Here is a 17837-nt window from a genome sequence, read left to right as displayed (position 1 = left end):
AACATCAAATGTTCTAATAGAAGAAAGGCGGATACTGTATAATTATTTTAACTAATTTCTGAAGCTGCGTAATTCCAGGGCAAACTGTGCCGGCTGGATATTTGAAAGAATAAATACTTCAGATGTTACTTCAGAGCTTGTGTCTGTGAACAAAATAGTTCCCTGATAAGCTGCATTTTCTTCTGGTGCCGGCTTACCTTCCTGCAGCCAAATTGCATCAGCCCCGGATAGTATATCTGTTGTTACCTCATCTATATCTGTTGTGGGAATAACCTCATAGCCTAATTTATAAAGAGGCGCAATATCGTCATCCGCGATGCCGACAGCTACAATGCGTTTTTTACGGACACCTTCACTGCGGTCAAATGGAGATTGCAGTAAGTTTTTCACTGCTATTTCTTCCGCAGATTTCTGACTGCCATGCGATTTTCCGGTCGCTTTATCTATTGCCTGTTCCAGATCAGCTACAATATCATCAAATGCTTCCAGACCGACGGATAGACGAATCAATTCTTCTGTAGTACCGCTTTTTGCCAAGTCCTCATCTGTTAATTGCTGATGGGTCGTAGAAGCAGGGTGAATAATAAGTGATTTTGCATCGCCGACGTTGGCAACGTGAGACCAGAGTTCTACATTATCAATCAAGATACGGCCTGCATCCCGGCCTCCTTCAATGCCAAAGGTAATAACAGAACCAAAACCGCCATTTAAATACTTCCCGGCAAGCTGATGAGATGGGTGTGATGCCAGCCCGGGGTAGTTGACCCATTCTACAGCAGGATGTTTTTCCAGATAGGCTGCCAGCTTTTCTGCATTTTCACTATGCCTTTTGATACGTAAATGTAAGGTTTCCAATCCTTGAAGTAATAAAAAGGCATTTTGCGGGCTTAGAGCAGGTCCGATGTCACGTAATAATTGGACACGCAGCTTTGTTATAAAAGCAGTCGGTCCTAAGTCAGCATATTTTAAGCCATTATAGCTTGCATCCGGCTCGATAAAATCTGGGAATTTCTCGTTGTTCCAATCAAATCTGCCACTGTCAACCACAATACCGCCAATAGTTGTACCATGTCCGCCAATCCATTTCGTTGCAGAATGCACAACAATATCCGCACCCCATGTTAATGGTTTTGCAACATAAGGTGTAGCGAAAGTATTATCAATAATTAAAGGAATACCATGATTATGGGCAATGTCCGCAACGGTTTCTATATCAAAAACATATAGGCTCGGGTTAGTAATGATTTCACCAAAGATTGCTTTTGTTTTATCTGTAATCGCAGCTTCAATTGCTTCAGGATCTGTTCCATCTACAAATTTTACATTGATGCCATAGCGGGGGAGTGTGTTGGCAAATAAATTATACGTCCCGCCATATAGATTGCTGTCTGCAATAATTTCATCACCGGCACGTGTAATATTGAGAATTGCCATGGTAATGGCTGCCATCCCCGATGCTACTCCTAAGGCTCCAACACCATCTTCTAATTGGGCAATCCGCTGTTCAAATGTATCTACAGTTGGATTCATAATTCGTGTGTATATATTTCCCAGCTCTGCCAGCCCGAATAAATTCTGTGCATGCTCCGTGTCCCGGAATACGTAAGAAGTAGTTTGATAGATAGGCACTGCCCGGGACCCGGTTGTTGGATCAGGAACCTGGCCTCCATGTAATAAAATTGTCTCGTCCTGCTGGATTGAATGTTTTGACATTTTATTTCCTCCCTTTTAGATATATCCTCTGTTACTAAAAAGAACCCTCTTCTTAAAAGAAGAGAGCTCTTGTCATCGACTTGGAACTCTCTCTTATCTTTCAGATTAATCTGTAGGATTTGGCACCAGTTTTTGTTCAGGTTGCCGGGCTTCACAGGGCCTATTCCCTCCGCCGCTCTTGATAAGAGATTATGCTAAATATTTAGAAATTACTAGAGAGTATATAATTATAGAGATTAAATGTCAAGTAGTTTACTATGAATTAATAAAGTTTCATTTAAAAAAAGGATGGAAGGGGATTACTGATGAGTAAAATTTTGAACTATCAAATAGATTTTGAGAATTCATAAATGGAAATGCAGGTAATAACTGTGCAAGAGAAGCAGTTGAATATTTTATTTGAAAATTTTTTAGCCTTTCATTTTGAAACGCAACTGCCTGATAGCATCCTTTTAGATATAGTCGAAGAGAGAACCGATTTATTTACTATAGAGAATAAAGAATTGTTAGAGAAGGAAAAATATTATTGATGGTCTATATGTTATAAAAGTACTGATTATTTTAAATAATTATATCAAGGAGAATGGTTATCGTTACTATAAGATATATTCTTCATTTGGATTTAATAGCTGGATTCTTTCGGAAAGGTGCATTCTGGATTAAGGGTAGGCTAAAATAGTATTTTCCTGTATTAAATGAAAAGAAAAACAGCAATAAATAACAAAACTGCCCCAATATAATTAATCGGAGCAGCTTTATAAATTTGGTATGCAACTAATAGTGGAGTTTTCATTCCCTGTTGCTTTGGATAGCTATGAACACATTAGTTAAGCTTATTTCGGATAATTAAATCTTTATACCTATAAAAGGATCTTTTCTTCGTCCGGTTTAAAATACCCTTTCATTAAGCTTTTTCATTTTTAGCTTTGTTTCTTGCACGCGGTGCATCCCGATAAATACTTGCCATATAGATAATAAGAGCTATCCAAATAAGGGCAAATGTAATCATATGATGTACCGTAAATGTTTCATTATATAAGAACACACCCAAGAAGAACATAATCGTCGGTGCAACATATTGCAAAAATCCGACCATTGCTAATGGAATCCGTTTGGCCCCCGCTGCAAATAGCAGTAAAGGAACTGCAGTTACGATACCGCCCCCAATTAATAATAGATTATCTGATGCAAACAGGGGAGAAAAAGTAAATGACCCTTCTGATGGAATAAATATCAAGTATAATAATGCAATCGGTGCAACGACCAGTGTTTCAATAGTAAGTCCATACATAGCATGGAGGTTTATTGTCTTTTTAATGAGTCCGTAAAAACCAAAACTCATCGCTAATAATAGAGAAATCCAGGGAAACACGCCATAGCTTAAAGTTAAATAAAGTACACCGATACCAGCGAGAATAAAGGACAGAACTTGTCCTTTGGTTGTCTTTTCCTTCAATACAAAGACCGCCAATAAAATACTGATCAGAGGATTGATATAATATCCTAAGCTGGCCTGCAGCACATGCCCGTGCTGTACAGAAAAAATAAACAAGAACCAGTTGATGGATATTACAATAGAAGCTGTAATAATAGCAAGTGCTTTCTTTCTATCCTTTTTCAACAGCTGTACTGTTTCCATTAAATGCCGCCAGTTGCCAGTAGCAAGTACTAAGAAAATCATAAATACCAGGCTCCACACAATCCGGTGAGCAAGTACTTCACCGGCAGGGACATTATCGAGAAACTTCCAATATATTGGGAATATCCCCCATAATAAATAAGCAACAAAGGTAATAATCGCCCCTTGCTGTAAAGGTTTATTTTCCATCTTTTATTCCTACCTTCTGAAAAAATCAAACTAAATCTAATAGTAAAACTTTATCAGGAAGGAATCAATGGCTTTTTTAAATAAGTTAATACTTATTTTCATAACAAGAACACCTCTGTTCAATAAAGTCAGGTAAATTTATGAACCTGAAACATTTCCAACAGAACAGGAATACTTTATTATAAGTGTATAGACTCATCAGAATTTATCATCTATATAAAGGATGGGAGAGAGAATAAATGAGTAAAAAGTTTAAACATATGGAAACAGCAATAATTCATGAGGGGTATGATTCAAAAGAACTGCTCGGCAGCTTAACACCGCCAATTTTTCAAACCTCTACATTTACTTTTGATACAGCGGAACAGGGAGCGGCACGATTTGCCGGAGAAGAAGAGGGACATGTTTATTCGCGTATCGGCAATCCGACTGTGCAGGTGCTGGAACAAAAACTGGCAGCACTTGAAAAGGCGGAGAAAGGGCTGGCATTTTCTTCGGGGATGGCTGCAATTTCAGCAGTTTTAATCGCTCTCACTAAAGCAAATGACCATATTATCTGCTCGTCTGGATTATATGGATGCACTTTTGGTTTACTGTCTATGATGGATGAAAAGTATAATATCCAAACAGACTATGTAGACATGTCTGATGTAAAAAATATAGAAGTTAAAATCAAGCCGGAGACAAAGGTTTTTTATATTGAAACACCGATTAATCCGACAATGGAAGTAATTGATTTGGAGCTTGTAATAAATCTTGCCAGGAAGCATAATGTTCTCGTCGTGGTAGATAATACATTCTCCACACCGTATTTACAGCGTCCGATAGAATTAGGAGCAGATGTTGTTGTGCATAGTGCTACGAAATATTTAAGCGGGCATGGTGATGTAATTGCAGGGTTAGCAGCTGGGAAAAAAGAATTAATGGAGCAAATTGCAGCAACCACGCAAAAGGATATTGGCGGTGTGCTGTCACCATTCGACGCCTGGCTGGTTATTCGCGGGTTAAAGACATTACCGCTTCGAATGGATAGGCATTCTGATAATGCCTTAGAAATTGCAGAAAAGCTGAAACAGCACCCAAAGGTTAAGCGGGTATTTTATCCGGGTGACCCGGATGCATTGGGATATTCTGTTATGAGGAAGCAAATGAAATCGGGAGGAGGAACTCTTTCTTTTGAGATTGATGGAGGGAAGGAAGAAGCACAGGGCTTTCTTAATAAACTGCAGTTTATCAGCATTGCAGTAAGTCTTGGCGATACAGAAACATTGATTCAGCACCCGGCTACAATGACACATGCGGTGATTCCTGATGAACGACGCCGGAAAATGGGAATCACAGACTCTTTGATACGATTATCAGTAGGAATAGAAGCGTGGCAGGATATTTGGGAAGACTTGGATCAAGCTTTGAATCGCTAAAATAATCTGTTAGTTTTTGGGGAATAGTGACAACTGAGGAATTACCAGAAGCTATCCTCTGACGCTTTTGGATAATCAGGAAAATAATTCCATTAAGGCAGGAGGGTACAGAAGAGGGTATTCTCCTGATTCAAGCTGACAACTTTTTTTTGAGAAAGCGTACTTACAATTCCAATTAAATGGGAGAAAAGGGGGCTTTCACTGAACGAAATTTTATTTTGTGCTATTATAAGAGCAGAACTCCCTTTTTGTTGGAGATGAAGTGATAGGAGCAGGATATATGGGTGTTTACTCAATAGTTATTGGATTAATTTTTATTATAAATATTGCATTAGCTATATCCATTATTTTTTTGGAGCGGAAAGATCCAACTTCTTCCTGGGCTTGGGTAATGGTACTATTGTTTATTCCTGTTTTAGGATTTATTCTTTATTTAATTTTTGGACGACCTATCAGCAATCGCCGTATATTCAAATGGGATCAGCGGAGCCGGATGGATGTGAAGAAGGCTGTACAAAAACAAATTAATGCCATTGAGGATGACACCTTCCAATTAAATCATGAAGACTTAAAAAGCCATCAGGATTTGGTCTATCTTCATCTTCGTAATGATAATGCTGTTTATACAGAAAACAATGGAGTAGATATTCTTACAGACGGTCATGAAAAATTTGAAGCGCTTTTGGAAGACATCAGCCGGGCAAGACACCATGTTCATGTACAATACTATATTATGCGGAGCGATGGATTGGGAAGCAGACTTGCTAATGCATTAATTAGAAAAGCAAAAGAAGGAGTATGTGTCAGACTTTTATATGACGATATGGGCTCCAGATCACTCAAGAAAAGCTACATAAAGAAATTGAGGGAGGCGGGCGTTTTAGTTGAAGCGTTCTTCCCATCCAAATTTGTAATTAATTTTAAAATTAATTACCGGAACCACCGAAAATTAACCATTATTGATGGAGAGATTGGCTATATTGGCGGTTTTAATGTCGGAGATGAATATTTGGGGTTAAAGAAGAAATTCGGATATTGGCGTGATACGCATCTGAGGGTGGTTGGAGATGCCGTTCAAAGTATGCAGACCCGCTTTGTATTAGACTGGAACCAAGCTTCCAAGCAGAGGATTTCCTATGAAGAGGAACATTTTCAAACGATCTCTGGAGGCAACACAGGTATGCAGATTGTTTCAAGCGGTCCTGATTCGGAGTATGAGCAAATTAAAAATGGATATATTAAAATGATTATGGAAGCAGAAAAGTATATCTATATCCAGACGCCTTACTTTATACCAGATGAAAGCTTACGTGATGCAATTCGCATTGCTGTATTATCTGGAGTGGATGTAAAGATTATGATTCCGAATAAGCCCGATCATCCCTTTGTCTACTGGGCAACCATGTACTATTGTGGAGATTTGCTCAGTGCCGGTGCAGAGATTTTTATTTATCAGAATGGATTTTTACATGCTAAAACAGTAATTGTCGATGGGAAAATAGCTACTGTCGGTACTGCAAATATTGATGTAAGAAGCTTCCGTCTCAACTTTGAAGTCAATGCATTCTTATACGATATTGAAGTTGTCAAACGGTTGATTGTCGAGTTCGACAAAGATTTATTGCACTCTACACAAATGACGAAAAAATTATATGATAAACGTTCTATCGGGATCCGTTTTAAGGAATCCGTCTCACGTTTAATTTCACCAGTTTTATAAACGTAAAGTTGCGAAAGTGCAATAAAAACATTAATAAATAAACACAGCAGGAGGAAATAAAAGATGAATGCAAAACCTTGTTCAGCATCTTTGGCTTTAAAAACAACACATGTATTACCACCCGATACAAATCAATATGGAACCTTATTTGGCGGGAAATTAATGGCGCATCTTGATGACATTGCTGCAATTGCAGCAGTAAAGCATGCAAATAATCCCGTTGTAACAGCATCTACGGATTCTGTGGATTTTCTAGCACCTGTAAGAGTTGGACAATATATTTCGATTGAAGCTTTTGTAACCTGGACACATCATACTTCGATGGAGGTGTTTATACGGGCAATTACAGAAGACATCCGGACGGGAGAGAGAACGGTTTGTACAACGGCCTTTATGACATTTGTTGCCATCGATGAAAATGGGAAACCAATAGAAGTACCTCCTGTTTATCCAAAAACAGAAGATGAAAAAATGCTTCATGAAAGTGCTCCGCTTCGTGCCAATCGCCGTGCAGAGCGAAGAAAGCAGTCTAAACAGCTGGCAGAAACTTTTGGAACAGTCTATCGGACAGAGAAATAAGGCTATATTATATTAAAAAACCAGTTAAAATCGAAACAGTCGATTTTAACTGGTTTTTTAGGCAGATAAGGAAGTATAAAACGAAACTTCATTCAGAGGGAGTTTTTGACGCACAAATGTTTCCAGTGGAGCGAGTAATCGCAGTTACATTCCTGGCCAGTTACACTTCGATAAATTTATTTTTACGCTTTATTTTGAGGCGAAAGTTTCACGGACAGTTCTCCATGATAAATATATTTGCATCTAGATAGTAGGATTTATCTTATCATTTGTATTAGATTTCTATTTTATCCTTTATACCAAACTTGTAAAATTCCATAAAATATGAATTAGAATTGGACCATATAATGCGTCTGTTTTTTTATAAACGAAGCATGTGATAATACTTACCATAAATATAAAAAGTCTCTGCGGCAGAGGAACATTATGCATTAAAGCAAAAATTAGTGAAGTAATCATCATTCCCAGCCAAAACGGAAGATAAATGCGTGAAAAATCCAAAATGACTCTTTTCATGAATAACTCTTCCCAAACGGGAACAAATATACCAGTTGCTATTATAAACAAGATGATAATCGGTATAGAAGTGATCTGTACGATTTCTACCTCATAATCCTGACTGTTGACAGGAAGATATGAAACTGCCCCCGACGAAACAACTACGAGTAAATAACCCACAAAGACATAAATATAATTTTTTATACTTCGAAAAAAATCAAATGTCAGTTTCTCAGAAAAGAAAGCACGGCTTTGTTTTAATGATAAGAATATAATGATAAAGAAAAAACCGATGACGACTGAATCCCCAATATAATCGAGGATAATAGAATTAAATAAAGCTTGAAAAATAATAAATAGGAAAAGAATGATAGTGAATAGCGAAGTACAAAAAATAAGATTCCGCTTTTGTGTTTTTTCCATAAGCAGCTTCATCGCTTTCAATATATTAAAAATAAACATGAAGCTATTATACCTCCATTTAGTAAGTTATTCTACTAGTATATAGTTCTTTTTGTTCATAAAATTAATATATATATAATTATACCTGGTATTATTTGATTACGGATTTTGTATATTTTACATATTACTCAAAAGGAGGTGAATACAATATATAATAAAATTACAATACTTAATCTTTCAATCTTGTTACTTTCAATTATTTTATTAATTAGCTTTTCAACAAACGTTTCCGCTGAAGAAAGCAATCAGAATACTTATGAAATTGAGGTGATTGATGAAAGCGTCCAATAAAATGAAATTAATGAAGGCCCTAGCATAGCATGTGCTTCATGTAATCAATATAAGAGTAGCATAGTTTCTCAAACATTAATTTCAAGAAAATATACAGGCACAGTCACACTTTCAAGAAGCACAACTCTATCTATGAAACTTGAATTTAAGTATAAAGGTATTAACATTTCATTTGGTGGTAAGACGGTTAGCTCCTCTAGTAAAAAGTTTAAGGAATACAAAGTAACTAAAAATTATAAAATCCGAGTAAAAACTTATAACCCTAGGGGGCGATTACTTTCAAATGAAGTGGTAACTAAAAAGCTTACATCTACTGAAAGAGTTCCAATATAAAGTAAACATATAAAAACTCTGATTAAATGGCTTTTACGCTATATTTAATCAGAGTTTTTATGATGCCATAATTAGATGAAAGATTCTTTTTTCTATATCACCTCTCACCAAGTACCATTAATGGGTCATATCTCTCCCATTCTGCTTTCTAATGGTTTATGTCAGAGGAAGTTTTCTCCTGATAGGAATACCAGTCGGCAATGTAATCACTGTCCGTTGTACGAAGCTCCTTGATCACAAAATGCCGGCCACTGCCTTTATTTAAAATAGCCATATCAAGTGTAGCCAGAGACTGCTTTCGGTGAAGCAGATGCTGTTTTTGCTGTAAAGCTTGGATTCTGCGATGCGGAATAATAGCAGTATCCTTGCTAATTATACGTGTCTGAACGGTTATCTGTTGTGCATCAATAGCATAGCCGATGGATTGAAACACGGCAAAGCCCATAACTCCAAAGACCAGCATGATAATAACAGGTATCCAAATATAGGATGAAAAGAAGATTCCTGTGATAATAACGGCTAATAATGGAATATTGATAGAGCGCCACAAATAGTAAGGTAATGCTTTTTTCGGAGGATGAATCAAATTCTCCGAGCTGTAATTGTACTCCGGTAAAAATTCAGATAAAAAAGATGTAAATTCTTTTTTACGCAGTAACGGAAAAATAACCGTATTCACTTCCTGACTATTATCTGTGTTTGCACTGGCAATCTCAACATAAATTCTTGCAAAACCAAATAATTGGTGAATAGGGGATTCTTTTATTCCGACAGCTTGTATTCGTTTCAGCGGAATAGTTGTTTGTTTCTTTTCTAATAAGCCCCGTGTAATAAACAATTCTTTTTCATAACGTGTAATGGTGAAATTCCAATCCTTAATCACCGTATAGAGAATGCTCAATATCCATAAAAATAAAATAACGATGATTGCAAAAATAATCATAATTTGCATGCCAAGTGACAGAGCCAGGCGCACGGCATCATTATAAAACTGATCAGGGATTAATGCTTCCACCTGAGAGAAGGCGGCACCGAATAATCCAATTAAAATTCCAAAGCTTGCTGAAGTGGAACCGGTAATAATAAGCGCTTTAAGCGCAATGGTTCTCTTAGGAAGGCTGGACTCATCGAGTTCTGTCCGTTCTATATCAGCTTCTTCTGGTACTTCTGGAGATCCTGCCTCTGAAACTTGTTTTTTATATTTTAACTCATCATGAAGCCTGCGTCCCTCTTCCATACTGACAGCGGATAATGCAGCATCTGTAGACGAATCATTACCAGCTGTTTCAATAGCGACCTTTGTTAAACCGAAGATTCGATGAATAACATTCTGTGATAAATCGATAGACTGAATACGATGCTTGGATATAGTACGCTTTTTACGGACGATAATGCCCCGCTCGATACGTAATTGGTCTTCCTCTAATTGATAGGTGAAACGAAGCCATGATAAAACACTGGATAAAATAATTAATACAATAATAACCGCTGCACCAATCATCAGGTAAAATGAAGCGCCATTGCTGATGACAATAATAGCAATTGGCAAAATACCAAGAATTGATTGTTTCAAGGCCCGGATAATATCAAATAGGATTGCAGCAGGATGCAGCCGTTTCGGATTAGACATCATCTTGTTCCACCCTTGCTAATTCAGAGATTTGATCACGTAAATCGGATGCTTCCTCTTCTGATAGAGCAGGTATCTGATGGGTAGTTGCTGCAGTGGATATTGCCAAAGTTGCCAGTTTATATTTCTTTAGGATAGGACCTTGCTGTGTATCAACATGCTGGACACGAATCATGGGTACAATAGTTCGGGTTACAATGAGTATCCCATGCTGTATGTATATTTCCTGATCATAAACCTGATAACGCCATCTGCGCCATCTCAGCTTGGGGATAATCCATGCTGTAATAATCCATTCCACAATAGTAAGCCCAGCTATGATAAAAATAATCCAGATTGGCAGAAAATCGAAAATAATATAAACGGCGATAGCTCCGATTGTGATTAATAAAAAGATAAGGGTATAGATGTGTGCTGTGAGCTGCCATGCTTTAATAGCATCTGTGGCAATTTTTATATTAGGCTGTTCCCGCATGCATTTGCACTCCTTGTTTTCAGGTTGCTTCCATCATACTACAAATGGAGGAAGCTTCGAAAAGATTTAAGAAAATCCAAATATATCAGTGATACCAAATTCTATCTGTGTCTTATTTTCATTTAAAAGATATGTGAAGGATCTACAGTATATTTGGATTTTAATAATATAAGAGACATCTGTCTTTGTATGACAAAAGGATTACTCTTCCTCTTTACTCGCTATCTCTTCAGCGGAAATATATTCTTCCGCCCAGCGCTGAATATCCTTAATCACAGGCTCTAGCGCTTTTCCTTTTTCTGATAATGTATATTCAATACGAACTGGAAATTCCGAATATATATTCCGCTCTACAATACCTTCTTTTTCCAGTAATTTTAAACGATCTGAAAGTAAGCGGCCGCTGATAGGGAGATCTGCTTCCATCTCTGAGAAACGTTTTGCCCCTTTTAATAATTCAAATAAAATGAGCCCGACCCAACGGGTGCTCAATAAGACCATTGCTTTTTCAAAACGTGGACATAATTGGTTCATTTTTCCACCTCCATAGAACCTTTCGTACCTAAAATGTGTATATACATTAGTTACGAAAAGTAATCTTAATATAGGGTATCATAAATGGGAGTACTAGTAAATGAAAGCTGCAATGATGGGGATAAAAGAGGCCTTTAAAAGGAAATATTTTTGGAAAAATTTAAGGGAATATGGAATAATAAAAGGGAAATTAAAATTGGGCATATGGAGGTATATATTTATGGTTCAAGTACAGGTACAGGAAAAGTACGCAGAATTAACATTGAAAAAGGGTGTTAACCTGCAAAAAGGGCAGGCAGTCATGATTAATGCGCCGATTGAAGGAGCAGCATTTACACGGATTGTAGCACGTAAAGCATATGAAATGGGTGCGAAGGATGTCCATATTAATTGGGTTGACGATGAGCTTACTCTGTTAAAATACGAGAATGCACCAGATGAAGTAATCGCAGATTATCCGGAATGGAAAGTGAAACTGCATGATACATTTGCAGAGGACGGAGCAGCAGTTGTAAACATTCGTTCTACAAATCCGGATTTATTAAAAGATATTGACCCGTCCCGCGTAGCAAAAGCAAATAAAGCAGCTGCAGAAGCGATGGTCAATTTCCGCAAATATACGATGAATGACCGCATTCCCTGGACCATTATTTCTATCCCTTCAAAGGATTGGGCGAAAAAAATCTTCCCTGATAAATCAGAAGATGAAGCTGTTTCCAGTCTATGGGAAGCTATTTTGAAGATTGTCCGTGTTGATCAGGATGATCCTGTTGCAGCATGGGATAAACATAATGAAACATTGAGAACAGCCAGAGAAGTGTTAAATAAGAAAAACTATAAGAAATTAATTTTTAAAGCACCTGGTACAGACTTAGAAATGGAATTGCCGGAGGGGCATATATGGAAGGGCGGATCTGCTGAGGCAGAAACAGGCGTTACCTTTAACCCGAATATGCCGACAGAAGAGGTTTTCTCTGTACCGCATAAATATGGTATCAATGGGACAGTATCAAGTACCAAGCCGTTAAACTATGGTGGAAGCTTAATTGATAACTTCTCTTTAACCTTTAAGGATGGAAAAGTAGTTGATTTCCAGGCAGAGCAGGGGGAAGAAGTCTTGAAGCATTTACTGGACTCTGATGAAGGTGCCCGCCGTCTTGGCGAAATTGCCTTGGTACCAGACGAATCGCCGGTATCACAGTCCGGGCTTATTTTCTACAACACACTATTTGATGAAAATGCATCCTGCCATATTGCATTGGGTAAAGCTTATCCGACGAATCTGAAGGGCGGAGCTGCTATGGATTTAGAAGAGCTGGACAAGCATGGAGTAAATGACAGTCTTGTTCATGTCGATTTTATGATTGGATCTGATAAAATGGACATTGACGGTATTACAGCAGATGGCAAATCAGAGCCGGTATTCCGTAATGGAACATGGGCATTGGATATTAAGTAAAAAAGTAAACAAAACGGCAATAAGATGATTCGTCTTATTGCCGTTTTGTTATATAAGCTAAGCGTATCTCCTGAAAGTTAAGGCCCGTTAAGATCCTTCTCTTACCACGAATTTATCATTTTTTACAAGCACAGCTTTAATTTTTCTGTAGGTGTATTCCTCTGGCAAAGCTTCTTTTAAGTCTTTTAATCCAGCAGCATCTATATCCTCATGCGTGGATAAAACCTCTTCCTCTTCCTTATTGTTAAAGAATAGGCTCCAATTGAGGTTAAAGCCTTTTTGAGAAGCTTGAAAAATATGGGCTTCTATTGTTTGTTCCTTCAAATCACGGATAGCTGCAATTTCCCGAATTGTTTTTCCTTTCTGCAACAGTTCATAGGATATTTGATAAGAAGGCCGGTCATCCAACTCTTTTGCTTTCCCTGCTTTTTGATAATGAATGGCTGTCGGAGCCTTGTAATCGGGATTTTCTTCTTTCCAATCTGCAATAGCTTCCAGAAAAGCTTCTCCGTATAATTCATATTTCTTTTGACCGACACCTTTTAATCGTAAGAATTCATCCTTATCTTCCGGAAGATACCGGGCCATTTCCTTTAACGTCATATCTGAAAATAAAACATAAGGAGGCAGCTCCAGCTCTTGCGACATTGACCTTCTAAGCTGACGCAGTGCTTCAAATAGATCTGTATTATAATCTGCTTTTTCAACAGTTGGAACATCTTGAATGAACATCGTGACATTTTCTTTACCGGTAAGGATATCCATTGATTTTTGATTTAATTTTAAGATAGGAAACTGTCCTTCCTCTGCTGCTAAACATTCTTCAGCAAGTAAGAAGTGAATTCTTTCTGTAATTTCCTTCTCCGTATATTTCGATAGGATGCCATAAGTAGTTAATTTTGTTAAACCAAATTGAATCAATTTCTTATCCTTCGAGCCTTTTAAGACTTTGGCTGTCAAACCAACACCAAAACGTTCGCGCATACGTTTGACACAGGATAAAATCATTTGTGCCTCCTCCGTAATGTCCTCTAATTCCCCTTGCTGTAAACAATTGCTGCAGCGCCCGCAGGATGCAGTGGCAGAGCCCAACTGGAAATAGTTGAGGATATAGCTGTTTAAGCAGCTCTGTGTACGGCAATAATTAACCATTTTATTCAATTTTTGATATTCACGCTGCATGCCTTCTTCTTCCATCTCTGATTTTTCAATTAAGAACTTTTGCGTATGAATATCCTGAGGGGAGAATAATAAAACACAATTACTTGGCTCGCCGTCCCGTCCGGCTCTTCCTGCTTCCTGATAGTAGGATTCCATGTTCATCGGGATAGCATAATGGATAATAAAACGAACATTTGACTTATCGATTCCCATTCCGAATGCAGTGGTGGCAACCATTAATTCTGTCTGATCAAAAATAAAAGCTGTTTGTGCATCCTGTCTTTCCTGTTCGGATAACCCGCCATGATATTTGGAAACGGCATAGCCTTTCTCGTTTAGGACATCATAGACATATTCAACCTGCTTTCTCGTAGCTGCATAGATAATTCCTACTTCTCCCTGATGCTTTTTTAAGTAGGAAAGAATGTAGTCTATTTTGTTTACTCCTTTTTCGATAAAAAAGGAGAGGTTCTTTCTCTCAAAACCAGTGTGCACTGTATTTGCAGGGGCTATGTGTAAAAGAGACTGAATATCTTCAATAACTTCAGGTGTTGCTGTTGCAGTGAGCCCCATAATAATTGGATTGCCGCCAATCTGCTGAAGAATAGGGACGATAGAGCGGTAGCTTGGACGAAAATCATGCCCCCATTGGGAAATACAATGTGCCTCATCAAAAGCAATTAATGAAAGATTGGTTTGCTGCAGTGCATGAATAAAAGAACCAGATTCAAACCGTTCGGGAGCAACATAAACAAATTGATAACGATTTTGCTGCATCGCAATTAAGCGCTGGCGCTGTTCAGCTGAAGAAATAGAGCTGTTAATATAAGTAGCTGCGACGCCAAGTGCATGCAAACCATCTACTTGGTCCTTCATCAATGAAATAAGCGGTGAAATAATAATTGCTGTACCATTCATAGCGAGTCCAGGTACTTGGTAACAGAGTGATTTTCCGCCGCCGGTTGGCATTACTGCAAGGGTATTTTTACCTTGATCGATATTGTTAATAACCTCAGCCTGTCCAGGACGGAAACTGGTATAGCCGAAGTAATTCTGTAAAATATTTAGATGCTTTTCCATAGATAAATCTCCCTTTTAGAGGTTGAATTGGGATTGAGATTACTCTCCCCATTAAAAAATGTAATGCGCAGAAGAATAGCGGAAATTTCATTTCAGGGTTATGTAATATGAATGATTAACTGTCCCATATAATTTGAATGATTAAATACATTTTTCATTTTATAAAATAAGAATACATCATTTATGATTTAGACATTGTTATTTAACCTTTCTTATTAGTTGCATATAAAAAAATAAGAGAGGAATAAATATTTCATTTAATAATTTTCTATCTTCTATCCTAGAACGTTTTAATTGGAAAGTAAAGTATTGAAAAATCGTAAATAACAGTTGAAAACACTGTCAAAACACAACGATTGCTAAGGGGAATGTAAATTTTTCTGCATATAACTTCATATGAATTTACTTTTTCTTATTTCATCTATAAAATAAAACTTCCTTACGTGAGATTTCTTTGTTCAAGAGTAAGAAAGTATAAAATGTTGAGGATAGCCGCTCCAACAGTTTTCATGGGGTGAGTAATCTTAGTCCCCACGACGTCGCGAACTTAACCGAACTTCCTATTCTGTTCTGCACATTCCCACAGGAGTCTTCGTGTATTTCTTCTGGGACTGGGACTGGGACTGCGGTTACTCGTCCCATCGAAAACCGTCGCAGCGGACATTTCCTTGGCAAGAACACCAGTATTTTAAAGACTAAGTGATTTTCTTGGTTTTTCTTATTCTTTCATTGAAGGACTTGGGGCAGTGACTAAACCCAAAAATTCATGAAGCCTGTTACAGCGTGAGAAATACGCTATACTTTTTTGAAAAGGAGGGGAATGTATGGTTCCTTCTTTGCTATTTGAACTAATGTTAATTTGTATATTAGGCGTTGCTTCCCAATGGGTTGCATGGCGTTTTCGTATGCCGGCTATTGTTGTAATGGCGGCTACAGGACTGATGATTGGACCTGTTTTTGGATTTATTAACCCGGAACAGGATTTTGGAGACCTGTATAGTCCGCTGATCTCTGTAGCTGTAGCAATTATATTATTTGAAGGAAGCTTAAATTTAAGCTTTCAAGAGCTGCGTGGAGTAGGAAGGCCTATTTTTCGGATATCTACAGTAGGTGCATTCATTGCCTGGATTTTAGGGTCATTAACAGCTCATTATATTGCCGGTCTATCCTGGGCAGTTGCCTTTGTTATTGGCGGTTTATTTGTAGTGACAGGGCCAACAGTAATTATGCCGCTTTTACGCCAGGCAAAGCTAAAAGCGCGTCCTGCGAAGATTTTGAAATGGGAAGGAATTATTGTTGATCCGATCGGAGCCTTGCTTGCTGTTTTTGCTTTTGAAATTATTACTTTTATGACAGCATCTAACCCGGAAGCAAGCCAGATTATTTTTTTCTTTGCAGGCTCTCTTTTTGCTATCTTCCTTGGCTGGATATTGGGACGGGGACTCGGCTGGATGTTCGAGATGGGACATGTACCTGAATTCCTAAAATCGCCGACTGTTGTCGTTGTTGTCCTGTTCTGTTTTACAATAGCAGATGTTATTATGCATGAAACAGGGCTCTTATCTGTGACAGCGATGGGGATTACCTTAGCAAACATGGGAATTCGTTCTGTATCAGATATGCGTCATTTCAAGGAGAATATTTCTGTACTTTTGATTTCAACTATTTTTGTTATGCTGACAGCATCTCTTGATGTGGCAACAATTATACAGATTTTTAATCCGCACATTATCGGCTATGTATTATTGATGATGTTTGCAGTCCGTCCGCTGTCTATTTTCCTGTCGACGATTGGAACAGGTCTCAGCTTAAATGAAAAAGTGTTGATTGGCTGGATTGCACCGCGCGGAATTGTGGCATTAACAGTTTCTGGTTACTTTGCTGGTGTATTAACAGATGCCGGTTATGAAGATGCTTCTATCCTGACAGCATTGACCTTTGCTCTTGTTATTTTCACTGTAATAGCGCATGGTTTTTCTATCGGCTGGCTTTCTAAAAAGCTGAATCTGTCTAATAAGGGCAATCCAGGAGCGTTAATTGTCGGCAGTAATCCATTTACTGTTCAATTAGCTAAATCATTAAAAGAGGCAAATTATCCTTCTATTCTTGTCGATTCATCATGGGAAAACCTTTCCTTGGCAAGAAAAGAAGGCTTGGAAAGCTATCATGGAAGTATGCTGTCTGAGCAGACGGAGCATCACCTGGATACGATTCCATATGAATATTTATTAACGTTAACCCATGATAAATCATATAATTCGCTTCTCTGCACAACATTTCTTCCTGAATATGGAAGAACAAATGTGTTTAAAGTCAGTCCATACACAGCTTTTAAGGATAATGGATATTCTACAGGTGTTGTATCACAGGTTGGCGGCCGTATTTTATTTGATAAGAAATTCTCCCTGGACGATTTAATTGACAAGGTGGAGAATGGATTCACTGTCCGGCAAACAACACTTACTGATAAATTCACGTTTGAAAATTATAAACAGACGAAGGATCCGGAGACAGTCTATCTGTTCTTAATTAAGCCTTCCGGACAGTTGAAATTTTTCTCTGAAGAAATGCGTACCTTACCTGCAACCGGAGATAAGATTGTCAGCTTAACCAAAGGAAAAGAATCAGAGAGACAACCCGCTCAAAGCTAAGA

14 protein-coding genes and 1 riboswitch are annotated in these 17837 nt (G+C 37.9%); of the genes, 7 read left to right on the top strand and 7 right to left on the bottom strand.

Features of this window, described 5'->3' with window-relative positions; translation table 11 throughout:
- Positions 1-51: 51 nt before the first annotated feature.
- Positions 52-1713 carry an O-acetylhomoserine aminocarboxypropyltransferase/cysteine synthase family protein gene (locus OSO01_RS20445; RefSeq protein WP_147212326.1) on the bottom strand — a complete coding sequence of 554 codons (1662 nt, stop codon included), beginning with the start codon at positions 1711-1713 and terminating at the stop codon, positions 52-54.
- 90 nt (positions 1714-1803) lie between these two features.
- A riboswitch (SAM riboswitch) is annotated at positions 1804-1901 on the bottom strand.
- A gap of 162 nt (positions 1902-2063) precedes the next feature.
- On the opposite strand from OSO01_RS20445, the gene OSO01_RS23815 reads away from it, so the two are divergent.
- On the top strand, positions 2064-2243 hold the full coding sequence (locus tag OSO01_RS23815; RefSeq protein ID WP_246145259.1) for a hypothetical protein: 180 nt from the start codon (positions 2064-2066) through the stop codon (positions 2241-2243).
- Positions 2244-2617: 374 nt separating this feature from the next.
- Here the strand turns inward: OSO01_RS23815 and rarD are convergent, their stop codons facing one another.
- A complete protein-coding gene (rarD, locus tag OSO01_RS20435; RefSeq protein WP_147212325.1) occupies positions 2618-3541 on the bottom strand; it encodes an EamA family transporter RarD in 924 nt (307 codons plus the stop codon).
- A gap of 239 nt (positions 3542-3780) precedes the next feature.
- Between rarD and megL the strand changes: the two genes are divergently transcribed.
- The 3 genes from megL (at position 3781) to OSO01_RS20420 (ending at position 7261) form a co-directional block, all read left to right on the top strand.
- Positions 3781-4962 carry a methionine gamma-lyase gene (gene megL, locus OSO01_RS20430; protein ID WP_147212324.1) on the top strand — a complete coding sequence of 394 codons (1182 nt, stop codon included), beginning with the start codon at positions 3781-3783 and terminating at the stop codon, positions 4960-4962.
- Between the two features lie 280 nt (positions 4963-5242).
- Positions 5243-6682, top strand: coding sequence for a cardiolipin synthase (gene cls, locus OSO01_RS20425; protein WP_147212323.1), 1440 nt, complete (start codon positions 5243-5245; stop codon positions 6680-6682).
- Between the two features lie 63 nt (positions 6683-6745).
- Positions 6746-7261, top strand: coding sequence for an acyl-CoA thioesterase (locus tag OSO01_RS20420; RefSeq protein ID WP_147212322.1), 516 nt, complete (start codon positions 6746-6748; stop codon positions 7259-7261).
- 294 nt (positions 7262-7555) lie between these two features.
- On the opposite strand, the gene OSO01_RS20415 is transcribed toward OSO01_RS20420, so the two are convergent.
- Complete coding sequence (locus OSO01_RS20415) at positions 7556-8221, bottom strand: CPBP family intramembrane glutamic endopeptidase (protein ID WP_147212321.1); 666 nt, start codon at positions 8219-8221, stop codon at positions 7556-7558.
- A 297-nt stretch (positions 8222-8518) separates the two neighbouring features.
- Between OSO01_RS20415 and OSO01_RS24105 the strand changes: the two genes are divergently transcribed.
- Positions 8519-8845 (top strand): LMxysn_1693 family intestinal colonization protein, encoded by a 327-nt coding sequence (locus tag OSO01_RS24105; RefSeq protein WP_371863315.1) that lies wholly within the window; start codon positions 8519-8521, stop codon positions 8843-8845.
- Positions 8846-8993: 148 nt separating this feature from the next.
- On the opposite strand, the gene OSO01_RS20405 is transcribed toward OSO01_RS24105, so the two are convergent.
- The 3 genes from OSO01_RS20405 to OSO01_RS20395 form a co-directional block, all read right to left on the bottom strand.
- The gene (locus OSO01_RS20405) at positions 8994-10478 is read right to left on the bottom strand and encodes a PH domain-containing protein (protein ID WP_147212320.1); all 1485 of its coding nucleotides are present in this window, start codon (positions 10476-10478) and stop codon (positions 8994-8996) included.
- The gene (locus OSO01_RS20400) at positions 10468-10950 is read right to left on the bottom strand and encodes a PH domain-containing protein (protein WP_147212319.1); all 483 of its coding nucleotides are present in this window, start codon (positions 10948-10950) and stop codon (positions 10468-10470) included. The genes OSO01_RS20405 and OSO01_RS20400 overlap by 11 nt, the downstream gene beginning before the upstream one ends.
- Positions 10951-11151: 201 nt before the next feature.
- Positions 11152-11484, bottom strand: a complete 333-nt coding sequence (locus OSO01_RS20395; RefSeq protein ID WP_147212318.1) for a winged helix-turn-helix transcriptional regulator — start codon at positions 11482-11484, stop codon at positions 11152-11154.
- A gap of 220 nt (positions 11485-11704) precedes the next feature.
- On the opposite strand from OSO01_RS20395, the gene OSO01_RS20390 reads away from it, so the two are divergent.
- Positions 11705-12943, top strand: coding sequence for an aminopeptidase (locus OSO01_RS20390; protein ID WP_147212317.1), 1239 nt, complete (start codon positions 11705-11707; stop codon positions 12941-12943).
- 87 nt (positions 12944-13030) lie between these two features.
- On the opposite strand, the gene recQ is transcribed toward OSO01_RS20390, so the two are convergent.
- Positions 13031-15184, bottom strand: a complete 2154-nt coding sequence (gene recQ, locus OSO01_RS20385; RefSeq protein WP_147212316.1) for a DNA helicase RecQ — start codon at positions 15182-15184, stop codon at positions 13031-13033.
- A gap of 824 nt (positions 15185-16008) precedes the next feature.
- Here recQ and OSO01_RS20380 point away from each other — a divergent pair.
- Positions 16009-17835 carry a cation:proton antiporter gene (locus OSO01_RS20380; RefSeq protein WP_147212315.1) on the top strand — a complete coding sequence of 609 codons (1827 nt, stop codon included), beginning with the start codon at positions 16009-16011 and terminating at the stop codon, positions 17833-17835.
- Positions 17836-17837 lie beyond the last annotated feature (2 nt).

Source organism: Oceanobacillus sojae (assembly GCF_007991515.1).
GTDB classification, from domain to species: Bacteria; Bacillota; Bacilli; order Bacillales; family Amphibacillaceae; genus Oceanobacillus; species Oceanobacillus sojae.
This window is presented reverse-complemented; position numbering and strand designations above follow the sequence as displayed.